At 72.7% G+C, this 18,304-nt stretch carries 15 protein-coding genes; 6 read left to right on the forward strand and 9 right to left on the reverse strand.

Features of this window, described 5'->3' with window-relative positions; translation table 11 throughout:
* Positions 1-50 precede the first annotated feature (50 nt).
* Entirely contained in the window at positions 51-1,265 is a 1,215-nt protein-coding gene (locus IE308_RS02015; RefSeq protein ID WP_268256450.1) for a beta-ketoacyl-[acyl-carrier-protein] synthase family protein, read from the reverse strand.
* Positions 1,266-1,546: 281 nt separating this feature from the next.
* Between IE308_RS02015 and IE308_RS02020 the strand changes: the two genes are divergently transcribed.
* The 3 genes from IE308_RS02020 (at position 1,547) to IE308_RS02030 (ending at position 4,155) form a co-directional block, all read left to right on the forward strand.
* Positions 1,547-2,251 (forward strand): VanZ family protein, encoded by a 705-nt coding sequence (locus tag IE308_RS02020; protein ID WP_190216324.1) that lies wholly within the window; start codon positions 1,547-1,549, stop codon positions 2,249-2,251.
* Between the two features lie 79 nt (positions 2,252-2,330).
* Complete coding sequence (locus tag IE308_RS02025) at positions 2,331-3,071, forward strand: response regulator transcription factor (protein ID WP_229908661.1); 741 nt, start codon at positions 2,331-2,333, stop codon at positions 3,069-3,071.
* Positions 3,064-4,155 (forward strand): sensor histidine kinase, encoded by a 1,092-nt coding sequence (locus tag IE308_RS02030; RefSeq protein ID WP_190216325.1) that lies wholly within the window; start codon positions 3,064-3,066, stop codon positions 4,153-4,155. The genes IE308_RS02025 and IE308_RS02030 overlap by 8 nt, the downstream gene beginning before the upstream one ends.
* A gap of 21 nt (positions 4,156-4,176) precedes the next feature.
* Here IE308_RS02030 and IE308_RS02035 read toward each other — a convergent pair whose 3' ends face one another.
* The gene (locus tag IE308_RS02035) at positions 4,177-4,725 is read right to left on the reverse strand and encodes an SMI1/KNR4 family protein (RefSeq protein WP_190216326.1); all 549 of its coding nucleotides are present in this window, start codon (positions 4,723-4,725) and stop codon (positions 4,177-4,179) included.
* A 96-nt stretch (positions 4,726-4,821) separates the two neighbouring features.
* On the opposite strand from IE308_RS02035, the gene IE308_RS02040 reads away from it, so the two are divergent.
* Positions 4,822-5,151, forward strand: a complete 330-nt coding sequence (locus IE308_RS02040; RefSeq protein WP_110635051.1) for a DUF6233 domain-containing protein — start codon at positions 4,822-4,824, stop codon at positions 5,149-5,151.
* A 220-nt stretch (positions 5,152-5,371) separates the two neighbouring features.
* Here the strand turns inward: IE308_RS02040 and IE308_RS02045 are convergent, their stop codons facing one another.
* Together IE308_RS02045 and IE308_RS37160 are read right to left on the reverse strand one after the other, a co-directional pair.
* Entirely contained in the window at positions 5,372-6,235 is an 864-nt protein-coding gene (locus IE308_RS02045) for a LacI family DNA-binding transcriptional regulator (RefSeq protein WP_110635048.1), read from the reverse strand.
* Positions 6,232-8,721: a glycoside hydrolase family 2 protein gene (locus tag IE308_RS37160; RefSeq protein WP_190216327.1), complete on the reverse strand. Its 2,490-nt coding sequence runs from the start codon at positions 8,719-8,721 to the stop codon at positions 6,232-6,234. Before IE308_RS37160 ends, IE308_RS02045 begins: the two co-directional genes overlap by 4 nt.
* 168 nt (positions 8,722-8,889) lie before the next feature.
* Here IE308_RS37160 and IE308_RS02055 point away from each other — a divergent pair, with 168 nt between their 5' ends.
* Positions 8,890-11,073, forward strand: coding sequence for an alpha-galactosidase (locus IE308_RS02055; RefSeq protein ID WP_229908662.1), 2,184 nt, complete (start codon positions 8,890-8,892; stop codon positions 11,071-11,073).
* Between the two features lie 86 nt (positions 11,074-11,159).
* Here IE308_RS02055 and IE308_RS02060 read toward each other — a convergent pair whose 3' ends face one another.
* From IE308_RS02060 to IE308_RS02080, 5 genes are read right to left on the reverse strand one after another with little or no spacing between them, the layout of a single operon-like run.
* Entirely contained in the window at positions 11,160-12,062 is a 903-nt protein-coding gene (locus tag IE308_RS02060) for an ABC transporter ATP-binding protein (protein WP_190216328.1), read from the reverse strand.
* Complete coding sequence (locus tag IE308_RS02065; RefSeq protein WP_190216329.1) at positions 12,059-12,979, reverse strand: ABC transporter ATP-binding protein; 921 nt, start codon at positions 12,977-12,979, stop codon at positions 12,059-12,061. Before IE308_RS02065 ends, IE308_RS02060 begins: the two co-directional genes overlap by 4 nt.
* A complete protein-coding gene (locus IE308_RS02070; protein ID WP_229908663.1) occupies positions 12,976-13,980 on the reverse strand; it encodes an ABC transporter permease in 1,005 nt (334 codons plus the stop codon). Before IE308_RS02070 ends, IE308_RS02065 begins: the two co-directional genes overlap by 4 nt.
* A 15-nt stretch (positions 13,981-13,995) precedes the next feature.
* Positions 13,996-14,985, reverse strand: coding sequence for an ABC transporter permease (locus tag IE308_RS02075; protein WP_190216330.1), 990 nt, complete (start codon positions 14,983-14,985; stop codon positions 13,996-13,998).
* Between the two features lie 7 nt (positions 14,986-14,992).
* A complete protein-coding gene (locus tag IE308_RS02080; RefSeq protein ID WP_229908664.1) occupies positions 14,993-16,624 on the reverse strand; it encodes an ABC transporter substrate-binding protein in 1,632 nt (543 codons plus the stop codon).
* Positions 16,625-16,969: 345 nt separating this feature from the next.
* Here IE308_RS02080 and IE308_RS02085 point away from each other — a divergent pair, with 345 nt between their 5' ends.
* Positions 16,970-18,262 carry an ROK family transcriptional regulator gene (locus tag IE308_RS02085; RefSeq protein WP_204359478.1) on the forward strand — a complete coding sequence of 431 codons (1,293 nt, stop codon included), beginning with the start codon at positions 16,970-16,972 and terminating at the stop codon, positions 18,260-18,262.
* Positions 18,263-18,304: the final 42 nt, after the last annotated feature.

The raw sequence follows: 18,304 nt of genomic DNA on the forward strand, positions 1-18,304 counted from the left end.
AAAAGATGGGCGCGCCCGGTCGTGGACAACGGGCCGGGCGCGCCCGCTCCTCACCGGGTGAAGACGAGACTGACGTTGTGTCCGCCGAACCCGAACGAGTTGGACAGCGCCGCGGACCACTGGCCCGTGCGGGGCTCACCGCGCACCACGTCCACCTCCACGCGCGGGTCCAGCTCGTCGAGGTTGCGCGTGGCCGGCACGGTGCCGTCCCTGAGCGCGAGCAGGGCGGTGAGGGCGCCGACGGTTCCGGAGGCGCCCAGCATGTGCCCGGTCATCGACTTCGTCGCCGTCACCGCGACGCCGTTGCCGAGCACCCGCCCGATGGCCTCGGCCTCCGCCACGTCACCGGACTCCGTCGACGTGGCGTGGGCGTGCACGACCCCGATGTCCGACGGGTCCAGACCGGCGTCGCGCAGCGCCAGTTCCATGGCGAAGACCTGGCCGTCCGCGTCGGAGGCGGTGATGTGGTCCGCGCTGGAACTCACGGCGCTGCCGGCCAGCGTGCCGTAGGCGCGGGCGCCGCGGGCCTCGGCGAACCCGGCGCGTTCGAGCACCATGATCCCGGCGCCCTCGCCCATGACGAACCCGGACCGGCGGACGTCGAACGGGCGGGACACGGACTCCGGGTCCGTGGACTGCGTCGACAGGGCCGTCATCTGGGCGAAGGCGGCGAGGGTGAAGGGGTGCAGGCACGCCTCCACGCCACCCGCGACGACCACGTCCACCCGTCCGCTGCGGATCAGGTCCTGGCCGAGGGCGAGGGCCTCCGCCCCGGACGCGCAGGCGCTCACCGGAGTCCGGGCGCCGCCCTTCGCGCCGAGGTCCATGCTCACCCAGGCCGCGGGCCCGTTGGGCATCAGCATGGGGATGGCGAACGGCGACATCCGGCGCAGCCCGGTGCGTTCGAGGATGTCGTCCTGGCCCAGCGTGCTGAGGATGCCGCCGGTGCCGGTACCGATGACTACGGCGAGCCGTTCCGGCTCGACCTGGGGGGCGCCCGCGTCCTGCCAGGCCTCGCGCGCACTGAGCAGGGCGATCTGCTCACCGCGGTCGAGCTTCCTCGCCTCGGCCCGCGGCATCTGGGCGGCGGGGTCCACCGTGAGGGGGGCCGCGACGTGCACGGGCAGGTCCGCGGCCCAGTCCTCCTCCAGCAGCCGCACCCCTGACTTGCCGTCCAGCAGCCCCGCCCACGTGGACGGCGCGTCCGCTCCCAGTGGCGTCATCGCCCCGACGCCCGTCACCAGCACACGACCGTTACGGGTCACATGAGCCTCCTTGGATTGTGCGGATGCCACAGAGCACCTGCTGTGCGTCCTCATGATGTTCCCAGTGCGGAGGCGGGTGTCAGGTCAGGAGCCGACCGATTCCCGGACGAGACCTTGTGACGTCCCCACAAGCCGCGGTACGCACGCGCTCCCCCTTCGGGGGGACCGTCGCTCCCTCAGCTCACGCGGAGACTCGCCCAGTTGAGGTCCCCCGGCGTGTATCGGCGGCGTATCGAAAAGCGGATACGCCCTGGCAACCGGCCGCCGTCTCCAATGGGGGCATGAACCTCGACGCATCCCTGTCGGCGCCGGGCCGCCGCGCGCGCCGGATCGCGGGCCTCGGCCTGCTGGTCCTCGGTGTGGCGGGCGGCGTGTACGTCGTACGGCGACCGCTGATGATGTCCGCTCCCCGGTGCATGGCCGGGCAGTGGCACGGCTGTTTCGACACCTTCAACGGCGTGGTGCTCATGACGTTGGTCGCGCTGCCGTTGTCCGCCCTGGTGGTGTGCGCGCTGGCGTACCGCCGGCGGGCCGCCGGTGTCGCCTCGGCGTGGCGGCTGTCGCTGGCCGAGGTGGGCATGGTCCACGGCACGGTGCCGTTCGTGTGGCTGATCCTGATGCCGGGCGCCGAGCCGGGCGTCGCGCCCGCCCGGGTGAGCCTGGTGCCGCTGCGGGACCTGGTCACCATGGGGACGCTCGGCATCACCGGCAACCTGCTCGTCTTCGCCTCGCTCGGTGCCTTCGCCCCGGTGCGGTTCACCGCGCTGGCGTCCCTGCCGCGCATCCTGGCGCTCGGCGCGGGCTGCTCGGTCCTGGTGGAGACCGCGCAGTACGTCCTGCGGCTGGACCGGGTGTCCTCCGTGGACGACGTCCTGGTCAACACCGCCGGTGCCGTGCTGGCCGGGCTGGCGTCACGTCGCTGGTGGCGGACCACCGCGCGGGCGGAGGCGGGCCGGGAGCGTCCCGAGCCGGCACCGGTGGGTTGAGCCGCGCCGCCGGGTCGCGGTGCCGCGGGGGCGCTCTCCGCATACGTCGGCGATATGTCCCGCTGCTTAGGCTTCTGCCATGCGTGTACTGATCGTGGAGGACGAGCCGTATCTGGCCGAGGCCGTCCGTGACGGTCTCCGGCTGGAGGCGATCGCCGCCGACATCGCCGGCGACGGCGATACCGCTCTGGAGCTGCTGAGCGTCCACTCCTACGACCTCGCGGTCCTCGACCGTGACATCCCCGGCCCGTCCGGCGACGAGGTCGCGCGGCGCATCGTCGCCTCCGGCAGCGGCATCCCGATCCTCATGCTCACCGCCGCCGACCGGATCGACGACAAGGCGTCCGGCTTCGAGCTGGGCGCCGACGACTACCTCACCAAGCCGTTCGAGCTGCGGGAACTCGTGCTGCGGCTGCGGGCGCTGGACCGCCGGCGCGCGTACGCCCGGCCTCCGGTGCGGGAGATCGCCGGGCTGCGGGTCGATCCCTTCCGCCGGGAGGTCTTCCGCGACGGGCGGTATGTGGCGCTCACCCGCAAGCAGTTCGCGGTGCTGGAGGTCCTCGTCGCCGCCGAGGGCGGGGTCGTCAGCGCCGAGGAGCTGCTGGAGCGGGCCTGGGACGAGAACACCGACCCGCTCACCAACGCCGTACGGATCACCGTCTCCGCGCTGCGCAAACGGCTGGGCGAGCCGTGGGTCATCGCCACGGTGCCGGGCGTCGGCTACCGCATCGACACCGGCTCCGGCTCCGGCCCCGGCCCCGGCACGTCCAAGACCGCAGCCGCCACCCCAGCCACCGACGCCGGCTCCCCGCATGCGTAGAGCGCCAGGCCTCAGCGTCCGGCTGAAGCTCACCCTCAGCTACGCCGGTTTCCTCGCCGTGGCCGGCGCTCTGCTGCTGGCCGTGGTGTGGGCGTACCTGCTGCGTTACGTCCCCGACAACTCCCAGGGCCTGCTCGGCATCTCGCCCAACCGCTACCTGCTCGTGCACACCTTCGCCCCGGCCGCGGCCGCCGCGATGGGCTTCCTGCTCGTGTTCGGACTGGTCGGCGGCTGGATCCTCGCGGGCCGGATGCTCGCGCCGCTGACGCGGATCACGGCGGCGGCACGGACGGCCGGAACCGGGTCGCTGTCGCACCGGATCCGCATGGAGGGCCGCCGGGACGAGTTCCGGGAGCTCGCCGACACGTTCGACACCATGCTGGAGCAGTTGGAGGCGCACGTCGCGGAGCAGCAGCGCTTCGCCGCGAACGCCTCGCACGAGCTGCGCACCCCGCTGGCGATCTCGCGGACGCTGCTCGACGTGGCCCGCAAGGACCCCACGCGGGACCGGGCGGAGCTGATCGAGCGCCTGGACGCGGTCAACACGCGGGCGATCGAGCTGACGGACGCCCTGCTGCTGCTCAGCCGCGGCGACCGCGGGCACTTCGCCCGCGAGAGCGTCGACCTCTCCCTCCTCGCGGAGGAGGCCGCCGAGACGCTGCTCCCGCTCGCCGAGCAGCGCCGGATCACGCTCGACGTCACCGGCGGGGCGGCCCGCACCAGCGGTTCGCCGGAACTGCTGCTGCGGATGGTGACGAACCTCGTCCAGAACGCCGTCGTCCACAATCTCCCCGCCGACGGCACGGTGGTCGTCCACACCGAGGAGCGGGACGGCGTGAGCCTGCTGCTCGTGGAGAACACAGGCCCTCCGCTACCGCCCGCCCTGGTGCCGACCCTGACGGAACCCTTCCAGCGCGGTACGGCACGCGTACGCAGCGACGAGCACGCCGGTGTCGGCCTCGGCCTGGCCATCGTGCACAGCGTGGTCCGCGCCCACGACGGCACCCTCGTCCTGACCCCGCGCCCGGCCGGCGGCCTCACGGTCACCGTCCGCCTTCCCCGCGCCCAGCCCAGCCGGGCTTGATCCGTCCAGGGCGTGCCGCCCTCACGGGCTCGTCAGCCAGTCGGTGTACCAGGACCGGAAGCCGGGGCTCACCGGCAGGAAGCCGCCCCAGTCCGGGTCGATCTGCCAGATCTCTCCGGCCCGGGGGCCGTTCAGGACGAGCCGGAAGAACATGCCGCAGCCCAGCTCGGCCAGCATCAGCGTGCCCCGCGTCAGCTCGGCGGGTGCCGCGATCCGGCCGGGCAGGGGCTGGGTGAGCGGGAACGGCTCGGCGAGGCGGCCCGGCAGGCGGTCCTCCTCCCACTCGTCGTCCGCGGCCCACTCCCCGTCGGCGTCCGGGCGAGGGGCGGTCAACGGCATCAGCCCGTGACCGGGCCCGGCCGGGCCGTCGCCGACCTCCGCGACGAACGACCGGTACTCCGCCGGCAGTGCGATGCCGTGGGTTTCCTCGAACGCCCGGACCTCCGACGCCGGCAGCGGCGGCGCCAGCGCGTACCCGTGCGTCCGCGCGCCGAAGCGCTGCCGGTCCGGGTCCCGGGCGGCCAGTTCCCGGATCCGTACGCGGATGCCGTCCGCATCCCAGTTCGCCATCCGGCGACCGTAACAAGGCCATGCGAGCACACTCACCGGAAGGGCCACACGGACGTCAGCTGCAGCCGGAGCTCCCCACGCCCTAGAATCGAACACGTGACCGATCTGCCGCCCGACCTGCCGCGCCTCCGCACCCTGGAGACCTGGCTGGTCCTCACCCTGGAGCGGGTCCGGCGGCAGATCGAGGACGCCGAGCGGCGCGAGCGGGAGCGGCAGCGGGGCATCGCGGCCCGGCCGCCGGAGCCGGAGTGGCGCCTTGAAGGTGGCCGCCACCAGGGCCCCCTCTTCGTGCACGTCGGCAGCTGCTGGGACGGCCGCAAGCGCAGCCGCGGCATCACCCGCGAGCAGGCCCGGCGGGCCCTCGCCGAGGGCGTCCGGGCCTGCCCACAGTGCAATCCGGACGCGGAGCTGCGCTTCCTGGAGTGATCGGGGCCCTCGCGCGGGAGGTGAGGAGGGGGAACGCGCCGCGCGAGAGCCGGCTCGGGGTGGAGCCCGCGCGGAGGCCGGGACCCACGCCTCAGGGAGGCGGACCCGCGGTATGCCTCACCGCGAGCCCAGGGGCACGCTGCCTGACCCCATGAGGTATGGGTATCCGCCGGCCGAGAAGCGATTCCCGGCAATGCGGCGGGATCGCGCGGCGGGTCCGTCAGGCGGGCGCGGGCCCGGTCGTCCCGCGGGGTACGAAGTGGGCCGTAGGGGACCACCGCTCGCCGGCGGGGCGGCCGTCGATGTGGTCGAGGGCGGCTTCCGCGACCAGGACGCCGAAGCGGTGGACGTCGACGGTCATGGTCGTCAGCGGGGGTGAGGCCAGACGGCAGAGGGTGGAGTCGTCCCAGGCGATGAGGGAGAGGTCGGCGGGGACGTCCACCCCCAAGTCCTTGGCCGCGGCCAGCCCGGCGACGGCCATCACGTCGTTGTCGTAGAGGATCGCCGTGGGCCGGGGCGTGCGCTTGAGGAGTTCGGCGGTGAGCCGGGCCCCGGACTCGGCCGTGTAGTCGCCCTCCACGACCACCGCCTCGATGCCCGCCTCCCGGCACGCCTCCTCCTGGGCGGCGGTGCGGGCCCGCGTGTGCAGCAGGGACGGCGGTCCCGTGACGCGGGCGACGACCCGGTGGCCGAGGTCCGCGAGCCGGGACACGGCGTCGCGGACGGGCCCCGCGTCGTCGGTGCGCACGGCCGGCAGCCCGGGGTCGTCCCGCCAGGTGCCGACGAGGACCGCCGGCAGGCCCAGCTCGCGCAGGACGCCCGGCCTGCGGTCCCCCTCGACGAGGTTGACCACGGCCACCGCGTCGACCAGGCCGCCCGCAGCCCACCGGTGGTAGGCGGCGATCTCCTCCTCGTACGTGGGCACCACATGGAGCAGCACCGACATGTCGCGGGTCACCAGGCGTTCCTCCATCCCGGTGATGAACTCCATGAAGAACGGTTCCACGCCGAGCAGTCGGGTCGAGCGCGCCAGGACGAGGCCCAGGGCGCCCGGCTGGGAGCGGTCGCGGTGGGCAGGGGTCATCCGATCTCCGGTGAGGCGTGGCAGAGGCTGTTCACGGACCGCAGCACGGGCGGGGCGGTCAGGTCTGCGGGGTCGAGGGTGTGGCCGGTGCGGACGTGGAAGGAGTGGGTCTCACCGGGCAGCAGGGTGACGAGCATGTCGTCGACGACCGCGTCGGGGGCGAGGCGGTCGGCCAGGACGGCGATGTCGCGGGCGAAGGAGCCGGCCCGGACGTCGACGCGGTAGCCGCCGGGCACCGCGTGCGCCTCGGCGCTGAGTGCGTCGGGCCGGTAGGCGAGGTCCCGGTCCTCGCAGAAGGTGTGGATCGCGCGTACGCCCTCCGACGACGCCACGAGTACCTCCTGCCTGACCTCGTCCGGTGCGAGCAGTGCGTCGTCCGCTTCCACGAGCCCGACCGAGCGGGGTGCCACCCGGAGGTCGACTTTAGCACCGGCCAGGACGACGCCCTGGAGGGTGCGGCGCTCCAGGACCAGCCGCCCGGTCCAGGTCTCGTCGGTGTCGTTGACGGCGACGACGGCGAGCCGTCCGTCGCGGGGCTGGAAGGTCAGCAGCCGGGGGGCGTAGGCCCGGCGGAGCGCGTACCAGAGGGGCTTGGGGCGCTCGTCGCTGTCCACGGCGGCCCAGGAGGTGACCGGCCAGCAGTCGTTGAGCTGCCACACCAGGGTGCCGGCGGTGCGGGGCCACCAGGAGCGGAAGTGCTCGACGGCGAAGGCGACGGCGCGGGCCTGGTTGAGCTGGGTGGCCCAGTGCCAGTCGGTGAAGGTGCGCGGGGCGGGCAGGTGGGGGGCGAGGCCGCGGTCGAGTTTGCCGTTGCCGTCCTCGGCCTTCTGGTGCAGCAGGAACGCGGGCGAGGTCGGGGCGAGCGGTTCGTCGTGGATCCAGCGGGTGAGGGTGGCCCAGGTGGGCGGGCCCTGGAAGCCGAACTCGGAGCAGAAGCGCGGGATGTGGTCCCGGTAGTGGGTGTAGTCGACCCGGTTCCACACCTCCCACTCGTGGCGGGTGCCGTGGTCCTGGTCGTTGGGGTGGATGCCGCCGACCGGGGCGCCGGGTGTGTACGGGCTGCCGTCGGCGTAGGGCGTGGCGGGGTCGAGTTCGGCGACGATCCGGGGCAGCAGGTCGGTGTAGTAGCCGAGGCCCCAGGTGCGGCCGGCGAGTTGCTCGGGCCAGCCCCAGTCGGCGTACCCCCACAGGTTCTCGTTGCCGCCGTTCCACAGGGCGAGGCTCGGGTGTCCGGCGAGGCGGGCGACGTTCTCGCGGGCCTCGGCCTCGACCTCGCCGCGCAGGGGCTCCTCCTCGGGGTAGGCGGCGCAGGCGAAGGGGAAGTCCTGCCAGACGAGCATGCCGCGCTCGTCGCACACGTCGTAGAAGTCGTCGGTCTCGTAGATGCCGCCGCCCCACACGCGCAGCATGTTCATGTGGGCGGCGAGCGCCTGGTCGACGCGGCGTTCGAGGCGTTCGCGGGTGATGCGGGTCAGGAAGTGGTCGTCGGGGATCCAGTTGGCTCCCTTGGCGAAGACGCGGGTGCCGTTGACGACGAAGGTGAAGGGGGTGCCGGTGGCGTCGGGGGTGGTGTCGACGGTGATGTTCCGGAAGCCGACGCGGCGGTCGGCGGTGTCCAGGACGCCGGTGCCGGCCGGCCCCGCCTCGGTGGCGAGGGCGACGTGGAGGTCGTACAGGGGCTGGTCGCCGTATCCGGCGGGCCACCACAGCCGCGCGTCGGGCACGGTGACGCGCAGGACGGCGGTGGTGGTGCCGGCGGTGAGCACGGCGCGCGCCCGGTGACCGGCGATCTCGGCGGTGAGGACGAGGTCCGGGCCGTCGGCTGCGGCGCGTTCGACGTCCGCGTGCACCTCCACGACGCCGGTGCCGTCGGGCTCCACCCGTACCTGGGGCCGGACGCGGTCGAAGCGCGCGGTGTGCCAGCGCTCCAGCCGGACGGGCTTCCAGATTCCGGCGGTCTGCAGGTCGGGACCCCAGTCCCAGCCGAAGCTGCACGCCATCTTGCGCACCATGTTGAAGGGGTGCGGGTAGACGTGCTCGCGGCGGCCGAGCGACGCCTCCGTCTCCTCGGCGTACTCCAGCGCGGAGGCGAGGTCCACGGTCAGTTCGTTGGCGCCGTCGACGAGATGGGGGCGTACGTCGAAGCGGTACCCGCGGTGCATGTTGGCCGTGGTGCCGATCGTCCGGCCGTTCAGGGTGACGGTCGCGACGGTGTCGAGGCCCTCGAAGACCAGGTCCACCCGCTCCCCCGCCCGTGCGGCGGCCGCGTCGAAGGCGAGGCGGTACTGCCAGGCCGTGCGGTGCGTCCAGACCAGTTCCTCCTCGGCCCGGTCGAGGTAGGGGTCCGGTATCAGGCCCGCGGCCATCAGGTCGAGATGCACACTGCCGGGCACCGTGGCCGGCAGGGTGCGCCCGCGGACGGCGTCCGGCACGGGGCCGTGCTTCGCGTGCAGGAGCCAGCCCTCGTGCAGGGTCGTTCGCGCCATGTTCACTCCCGTCGGATCAGAAGCCTGCGGCCGGGACATCCGTCTTCGCCGGACCCTGGTGTCTTCCGGACGAGGCCATTAGGCTCGCGAGCATTGTTACGTCGCTGAATTAAGTAAGTCAACGACGTACGGACATCCCACTCCGAGGAACGTCGAGGAAGCGTGACCGTGTCAGCTGATTCCCTCACTCCCGTCCCCGACCTGGTCCATCTGCGCGCCGCCGGCACCGCCTTGGTGCTGGACCTGTCGGGCGACACCCTCCCGCGCGTCCTGCACTGGGGAGCCGATCCGGGAGACCTGTCCGGCGCCCGGCTGCACGCGCTGCGGCTGGCCTCCCTGCCCCAGCCGGTCGGTTTCTCCGTCGACGGCCCCGTCGAGGTCTCCGTGCTGCCCGAGCAGTCGGCGGGCTGGCTCGGCACGCCGGGGCTGGTGGGCCACCGCGGCGGCGCGCACTTCTCGTCCGCCTTCCGTGTCACCCGCGGCGAACTCACCGTCGACGGGCGGGACGGCGGCGACCGCCCCGGCACCCTCGTCGTGCACGCCCGCGACGAGGCGGCGGCCCTCGGCCTGACCCTGACCGTCCAGCTGACGGCCGAAGGCCTGGTGCGTCAGCGGGCCACCCTCACCAACCTCGCGGACACCCCGTTCGCCGTGGACGCGGTCCACCTCACCCTGCCGGTGCCGCCCGTCGCCGTGGAACTCCTCGACTTCACCGGGCGCCACCTGCGCGAACGCAGCCCGCAGCGCACCGCGTTCACCCAGGGCCTGCGGATGCGGGAGAACCGCACGGGCCGCACCGGCTTCGACGCCGCGTTCCTGCTGGCGGCCGGCACACAGGGCTTCGGCAACCGCGGCGGTGAGGTGTGGGCCGTGCACACCGCCTGGTCCGGCAACCACCGCACCTTCGCCGAGCGCACCTTCCACTCGGTCGCGCTGCTCGGCTCGGGCGAACTGCTGCTGTCCGGCGAGGTGCTGCTCGGGCCGGACGAGAGCTACTCCACGCCCTGGCAGTACGGCGCGTACGGCCGCGGCCTGGACGAGGTGTCCGCCCGCTTCCACCGCCGGCTGCGGGCCCGCCCGCAGCACCCGTCCTCGCCGCGGCCCGTGGTGGTCAACACCTGGGAGGCGGTCTACTTCGACCAGGACCTGGAGCGGCTCAAGCGGCTCGCGGACGCGGCGGCAGCGGTGGGCGCGGAGCGCTTCGTGCTGGACGACGGCTGGTTCGGCGCGCGGCGCGACGACCGGCGGGCGCTCGGCGACTGGTACGTCTCCGACGAGGTCTGGCCCGAAGGGCTCGGCCCGCTGACCGGTCATGTCACCGCGCTCGGCATGGAGTTCGGGATCTGGGTCGAACCCGAGATGATCAACGAGGACTCCGACCTGGCCCGCGCCCACCCCGACTGGATCATGGCCACCGGCGGCCGGCTGCCCGGCGCCGCCCGCCACCAGCAGGTCCTGGACCTGGCCCGGCCCGAGGCGTACGCGTACATCCTGGAGCGGCTGGACGACCTGCTGACCACGTACCCCGTCTCGTACCTGAAGTGGGACCACAACCGCGACCTCGTCGAGGCCGGGCACCAGCCCACCGGGCGGGCCGGTGTGCACGACCAGACCCTCGCCGTCTACCGGCTGCTGGACGAACTGCGCTCCCGGCACCCTGGGGTGGAGATCGAGTCCTGCTCCTCGGGCGGCGGCCGGGTCGACCTCGGCATCCTGGAGCGCACGGACCGGGTGTGGGTGTCGGACTGCATCGACGCCCTGGAGCGGCAGCAGATCCAGCGGTGGACCAACGCCCTGATCCCGCTGGAGCTGATGGGCACGCACGTCGGCTCGCCGGTGTCCCACACCACCGGCCGCAGCCATCCGCTCGACTTCCGGGCCGGTACCGCCCTGTTCGGCCACTTCGGCATCGAATGGGACCTGACCTCCGCCCCACCGGAGGAGCTGGAGCGGCTGGCGCGGTGGGTCGCCCTGTACAAGGAGCTGCGGCCGCTGCTGCACTCGGGGACAGCGGTGCACGGAGACCACCCGGATCCCGCCTACGAGGTGCACGGCGTGGTCGCCGAGGACGCGTCCGAGGCGATCTACGCGCTGGTCGCCCACGGCACGTCGGAGCTGTACCCCACCGGTCCGGTACGGCTGCCCGGCCTCGACCGGGACACGGTCTACCGGGTGTGTCCGCAGGCCCCCGGGGACGTGCCCGACGGCAACGCCCACCACTGGGGGCTGCGCCTGCCCTGGTGGACGCCGGAGGGCGTCGAACTCCCCGGCGCGGTCCTCGCGGACGCCGGGCTGCAGGCGCCCGTGCTGTATCCGGAGCGGCTGGTGCTGGTGCGGGCGACGCGCGTGTAGCGACCGCCAAGGGGGAAGCGCGAGAAGGCCGGGGCTCGCCGACGTGAGGTCGGCGGGCCCCGGCCCTTCGGTGTTCTGCTGCTGTCTCAGGCAGCGGTGACGGCGGCCTGGGCGTCGGCGTCGATGTCCACCCACCGCCCGGCGTCGTGGTCGTAGGTGAGGTGGTCGCGGTCGGAGGACGCCTCGGGTCCGGGGTCCGCCGAGCGCAGCCGGCCGCGCAGTTCGGGGTCGGGGGCGGCCGCGGCCAGGGTTTTGGTGTACGGGTGCCGGGGGTCCAGGATGACGTCGTCGGCCGGTCCGCGCTCGACGATCCGCCCGCGGTTCATCACCACGATGCTGTCGGAGAAGTGCCGTGCGGTGGCCAGGTCGTGGGTGATGTAGAGCACCGCCAGATCGTCCTCCCGCTGGAGCCGGGCGAGGAGGTTGAGGACGCCGAGGCGGCTGGAGACGTCCAGCATGGAGACCGGTTCGTCGGCGACGATCACCTGGGCACCGGGCGCGAGGGCGCGGGCGATGGCGACGCGCTGGCGCTGGCCGCCGGAGAGTTCGTGCGGGCGCCGGTCCATCAGGCCGGCGGGGAGGTTCACCCGCTCCAGGAGCTGCGCGGCCCGGTCGCGGACCTGCTCGCGCCCCTTCGCCCGGCCGTGCAGCACGAGGGGGCGGGCCAGATGGTGCTCGATGCTGTGGAAGGGGTTGAGCGAGGCGAACGGGTCCTGGAAGACCATCTGGACATGGTCCCGGTAGTGGCGGTCCTCGATCCGCGCCCCGTCCGGGCCGACGGCGGCGATCGTGCCGGACGTGGGCTTCTCCAGGCGGGCGATCATGCGGGCGACGGTGGACTTGCCCGACCCGGACGCCCCCACCAGGGCGACCGTGCGGCCGGGCACGAGGGTGAAGCCGACCCGGTGGACCGCGCGCAGGCGGGTGCGGCGCAGCCCGGACCTGAGCGTGAACTCCTTGACGAGATCGCGTACTTCGAGCGTGGTCATCGGGCACCCCCGTCGGTGGGAACCTGCGTGCGGCTGGCCGCCCCGTCCCGCAGGAACGCGCCCCGCTCTCCCGTGAGGCTCGGGAAGGAGTCCAGGAGGCGGCGCGTGTAGGGGTGGCGGGGCTGCCGGTAGAGCGTCTCGGCGGTGTCGTACTCGACGATCTCCCCGCGCAGCATCACCGCGATGCGGTCGCTGAGTTCGAGCAGCAGGGGCAGGTCGTGGGTGATGAAGACGACGGCGAAGCCGAGTTCGTCGCGCAGCCGGAGGATCTCGCGCAGGATGCCGCGCTGGACCAGGACGTCGAGGGCCGTGGTCGGCTCGTCCATGATCATGACCTGGGGGTCGAGCAGCAGCGCCATGGCGATCATCACGCGCTGCCGCATGCCGCCGGAGAGTTCGTGCGGGTAGGAGGCCATCCGGCGGGGCTCGACGCCGACGAGTTCCAGCACCTCGGCGCAGCGGGCCCCGCGCTCCTGCTTCGACATGCCGGGGCGGTGCGTGGTGAGCACGTCCTCCAGCTGGGCCCGGACGGTGGTGACCGGGTTGAGGGCGTTCATCGCGCCCTGGAACACCATGGACAGCTTCGACCAGCGGAACCTGCGCAGCCGGCCGGGCGGCAGCGCGAGCAGGTCGAGGTCCTCGCCGTCGCGGTCGTGGAAGGTGACCGAGCCGGAGGTGACCTCGGCGGGCCAGTCGTGCAGTCGGTTGACGGCGTAGGCGAGGGTGCTCTTGCCGCAGCCGGACTCGCCGGCCAGGCCGAGGATCTCACCCCGGTGCAGGGTCAGGGACACGTCCTTGACGGCGTGCACGGGTGTGGCCCCCTGGTAGACGACGTTGAGGTCGCGCACCGTCAGCACCGCGTCCCGCGTGACGTCCGCGGCCGCCCCGGCAGCTTGCGGCGACAGGTTGTGGCTCATACGGCGGTGCTCCTGACGGCGTCCTTGCGGCTGCTGCCGGACAGCGCGCGGGCGGCGCGCCCGCGGCCGGGGCGGCGCAGCCGCGGGTTGATGATCTCGTCGAGGCTGAGGTTGATCAGGGCGAGCCCGCAGCCGAAGGCGGCGATGATCAGGCCGGGCGGGACGAACCACCACCAGGCCTCCCGCTGCAGCGCGAAGCCGTTCTGCGCGAAGTAGAGCATCGTGCCGAGGGTGGAGGAGTTGGAGGCCCCCAGGCCGAGGAAGGACAGGCCGGCCTCGCTGAGGATGGCGGCGATCACCGAGAAGACGAACTGCGAGGCCAGCACGGGCAGCAGGTTGGGCAGGATCTCGACGCAGATCACCCGCCAGGGCTTCTCGCCGGCGACCCGGGCCGCCGCCACGTAGTCGCGGTTGCGCAGGGAGAGCGTCTGGGCGCGCAGCACGCGCGCCGCGGCGGCCCAGCCGGTGAGGGCCAGGACCAGGGCGATGGTCCAGGATCCGCGCTGGTCGGCGGGGACGAACCCGGAGATGACGATCACCAGCGGAAGGCCGGGGATGACCAGCATGACGTTGGAGAACAGCGAGAACGCCTCGTCCACGATGCCGCCCGCGTAGCCGCCGATCACGCCGAACAGGGCGGACAGCGCGGTGGCCATGACGCCGACGAGGAGGCCGATCTGCAGCGATCCCCGGGTGGCGTGGGTGAGCTGGTCGAGGACGTCCTGGCCGGTCTGGGTGGTGCCGAGCCAGTGGTCACCGCTCGGTCCGGTCAGGCCGATGTTGCGGATGGTGGCCGGGTCGCCGGCGAACACCGGTCCGAGCAGGCCGAACAGGGCGATGACGACCACCAGGCCGAGGCCGACGGCCAGCTTCGGCGTCCAGGCCGGCAGCACGGCGCGCCAGCCGGTGCGCCGGCCGGCGGCGGGCGGGGGCAGGGCGCCGGGCTCGGTGCCCGGCGGCAGGTCCTCCAGCCCGCTGGAGGGGGGAATGACACTCGTCACGGACGATCCTTCCGCTCAGTTGTTCGCTCGGGTGCGGGGGTCGATCAGCCCGTAGAGCAGATCCACGAGCAGGTTCGCGCCGAGGACCGCGACGGTGATGACCAGGAAGATGCCCTGCATCAGCGCGTAGTCGTTGTTCTCGACGGCCTGCAGCAGCCGGCTGCCGATGCCCGGGTAGGAGAAGACCTGTTCGGTCATGACGGAGCCGGACACCACGAAGCCGAGGGAGGTGGCGAAGCCCGCGACCGAGGGGAGCGCCGCGTTGCGGGCGGCGTAGCGGATCATGATGCGGCTGGGGCGCAGGCCCTTGGCGCGGGCGGTGAGGATGTAGTCCTCGGCCGCGGTGGACACCATCATGTTGCGCATGCCGAGCAGCCATCCGCCCACCGAGGAGATCACGATGGTGAGCGCGGGCAGGATGCCGTGCTGGACGGCGGAGGAGATGAACGGCCGGTTCCAGCCCATGGACAGGGACACGTCGTAGCCGCCGAGCAGCGGGAACCAGTGCAGGGTGGAGGAGAGCAGCGCGGCGAGGATCAGGGCCAGCCAGAAGTACGGCACGGCCGCCAGCACGGTGGTGCCGGGGATGAGGGAGTCCAGCCAGGAGCCGCGCTTCCAGCCCACCCAGGTGCCGAGGGCGAGGCCGAGGACGAACGAGATCAACGTCGCCATGCCGATCAGGGCGATGGTCCAGGGCAGGGACTGCCCGATCACGTCCGACACCTTGGCCGGGTAGGAGCTGACCGAGACGCCGAAGTCGCCGTGCAGCATGTTGCCCAGGTAGGAGACGTACTGCTGGGCGAGCGAGTCGCCGCTGTCCGCGCCGAGGAGGAGCTCGTAGGAGCGGCGTACCGACGGGTCGACGGTGCCGCCGCGCTGCTGGAGCTTCGCCATCAGGATGTCCACCGGGTTGCCCGGCATCAGTCGCGGGATGAAGAAGTTCAGGGTGACGGCCGCCCACAGGGCGACGAGATAGAAACCGAGCTTGCGGGCGTAGTACCTCATGCGTGCCTCACTTGGCGGGCTTGAGGTGAAGGAACACCTGCGAGTTGTCGGGCCGGCCCCAGACCGCCGGGAAGGCGTAGAGGTCGTCCTCGGTGGGCCAGCCGGTGAACTTGCGGGCGTTGAACTCGCTCGTGGTGCCGCCGGTGAGGATCGGGATGTAGGGCATCGACTTCTCGATCTCGGTCTGGATGGTGTCGTAGTACGGCTGCCGGGCCGCGGTGTTCTGCGGGTCGATGGCCTTCAGCGCGTCGAGGGCGGCGTCCACGCGGGCGTTCCTGAACCGGGCGAAGTTGGGGTTGGCGGTCTGGCCGACCGGCGCGGTGGTGCGGGAGGAGAAGAAGTAGCTGTACGGGTAGTAGGGGTCGGGGGCCGGTCCCTGGGACACGGCGTCGATGAGCAGCTGGTACTGGCCGCGTCCGCGGGCGTCGGACCACTCGTTCCACGACACCTGCTGCACGGTGAGCTTGATGCCCGCCTTCTTCAGCTGTTCGGCGAGGGTGCTGACGGCGGTGATGTAGTCGGTCCAGCCGGAGACCACCTTGACCGTGAGGGCGAGCTTCGTGCCGTTCCTGGCGTAGACGCCGTCGGAGCCCTTGGTGTAGCCGGCCGCCCGGAGCAGGCCGTCGGCCTTGGCGAGCTGGGGCTGCATCGGCGCGAGGCGGTCGGTGAGCCTGGCCGACACCAGCGCCTTGTCCCGTTCGGGCAGGGCGAAGCCGGGTGAGATCTCGCTGGAGGTGTTCTCGAAGGCCAGCGCGTTGAGCTGGGTGCGGTCCATGGCGTAGTAGATCGCCCGGCGCACCGCGGGATCGGTCTGCGGGCCGGTGCAGCCGAGGGCGGCGTCGGAGCAGGTGAACAGGGCGGTCTGGTTCATCGGGACGGTGATGGCCTGGTAGCCGGGGTAGTTCTTGGAGACGTTCTCGATGTCGGGGACGGGGCCGGTCTGCCAGTCGATCTGGCCGGCCTTGAGGGCGTCGGCGCCGGACTGGTTGCCGGAGAGCGCGACGAAGCGGATCTTCTTCAGCGCGGGGGCGCCCCCGTAGTACCCGGGGTTGGCCTCCAGGGTGAACGCCTGCGGCTTGAAGTCGGCCAGCTTGAAGGGCCCGGTGCCGACCGGGTTCTTCATGACGTCCTCGGACGGCTTGGCGATCTGGGACCAGATGTGCTTGGGGACGATCCAGGACCGGCCGAGGATCTGCGGTCCGTCGCTGAACGACGGCTTGTCGAAGGTGATCTTCACGTGGGTGGCGTCGACGGCCTTGGCGGTGCCGGAGTACCCCGTGCTGTTCATGGCGGGGTTCTTGCGGATCATGTCGAGGGTGAAGACGACGTCGTCCGCGGTGAACTTCTGCCCGTCGCTCCACTTGGCGTCCGGCCGCAGGGTGACGGAGAGTTCGGTGCCCTGCTTGTTCCAGGAGAACGCCGTGCCCAGGCGCGGCTCGGGCTTGTCCTTGCGCGCGACGTTGTAGAAGAACAGCGGCTCGAAGATGGTGCCCGGGCCGTCGATCACGGTCGGCGAGTACGGGTTGAAGTTGATCTGGTAGTCGCCGCTCTGGCCCGTGTAGGCGATCAGCGTGTCGGAGCCACCGCCGCCGGCGCCGTCACCGGCACCGCATCCCGTGAGAAGGAGGCCGAGGGCCACGGCCCCCGCGAGGCTGACACGACGCGACTCACTGCGAATCCTGGACATATGAGGCCACTCTCTCGGGGCGGTCCTTGCCGGACGGCCGGCCTGGGCTCCCTGACGCCCCGAAGGGACGGGAACCACGCTTGTGTGGCGAGATTGTTAAGGTGGCGAAGAAAGAAAGTCAACACATCGGCGTGAACTTCGGCCGCTTTCCCGGGCCGTGGACACGGTGCGGCGCCCGGACTCGGGTTGCTATGTTCGTCCTGCAAATAAACTGGGTGAGAGGCCGGATCCACCGGCCGCGGCACAGCGCCTGCCTGGGCGCCGGGGAGGATGTCGATGGGCGGGCCGGCGAGGGACATGCCGCATGCGACCAGCAGGGCGGCGGTGCTGGACGTCATCAGGGCGGCCGGCACCATCAGCCGGGTCCGGCTGATCGAGGCGACCGGCTTCACGGGCGCCACCATCTCGACCGTGGTCCGGCGCCTGATCGACGACGGTCTGGTCACGGAGGTCGGCCGCTCCGAGTCCACCGGCGGCAAGCCCCGCACGCTGCTGGCGCTGAACGAGAGCGCCCGGTACGCGGTCGGCGTGCACCTCGACCACTCGGGCATCACCTACGCCCTCACCGACCTCGGCGGTTCGGTCGTGGCCCGGATGTCCCGGGCGGGGGCGGGCACCGACAACCCGCCCGTGGTGGTGGCCCGCATGGCCGACGAGGTCGACAAGCTCATCCAGGGCGTCGGCATCAGCCGGGACCTGGTCCTCGGTCTGGGCCTGGTCTCCCCCGGCCCGCTCACCCCGGCGAGCGGCATGCGCCTGACACCCCCCACGATGCGTCACTGGGAGGACTTCCCCCTCGACCAGGCACTCGCGGAGGCGACCGGCCTCCCCGTCGTCCTGGAGAACGACGCCACCGCGGCCGCGCTCGGCGAGCACTGGTCCGGCGTGGTGCGCGGCACGCCGAGCTTCGCCGCCGTCTACATGGGGACCGGCATCGGCGCCGGCCTCATGATCGACGGCGTGGTCTACCGCGGCCGGAGCGGCAACGCTGGCGAGATCGGCCACATGTGCCTGGACGCGGACGGCCCCGACTGCTGGTGCGGCGCCCGCGGGTGCACGGAGGCGCTGGCGGGGCCGGCGGCCGTGGTGACCCAGGCGCGGGCCGACGCGCGCGTCTCCCGGGCGGCCGGACTCACCCAGGGGCCGGGCGGCCAACGCCCCTCCGTCGCCTCGGACTTCGCGGCCGTGGCCCGGGCCGCCCGGCTCGGGGACCGCGGAGCGCGGGAGCTGCTGGAGAAGTCGGCGCGCTGGCTCGCCCTCGCCACCCGCGCGCTCGCCAACATCATGGACCTGGACACCCTGGTGCTCACCGGACCCGCCCTGGCGGTCGCCGGCTCGGTCTACCTGCCCGTCGTGCAGGAGGAGCTGGACCGGACCTTCTTCGCGCGCGCCGCGCACCCGGTGACGGCCCGGCTGTCGGACTCGGCCGCCACGGCGCCCGCCATCGGCGCGGCGACGATGGTGCTGCGGGCCGAACTGGTGCCGCTGCGCCAGGGGAGCCTTCCGCTCGCGAGCACGCTCCGGGATCCGGAGCCGAGGGCCGCGGCCGGCGGGGCCGCCACCGGCCGAGCGGTCCGCGCGAACCGCTGAGTCACCGGCGAGATCTGCTCGCCATTCGGCCGGCGGCCGGAC

Origin of the sequence: Streptomyces griseosporeus (assembly GCF_014656055.1) — a bacterium.
In the GTDB taxonomy this organism is placed as follows: Bacteria; Actinomycetota; Actinomycetes; order Streptomycetales; family Streptomycetaceae; genus Streptomyces; species Streptomyces griseosporeus.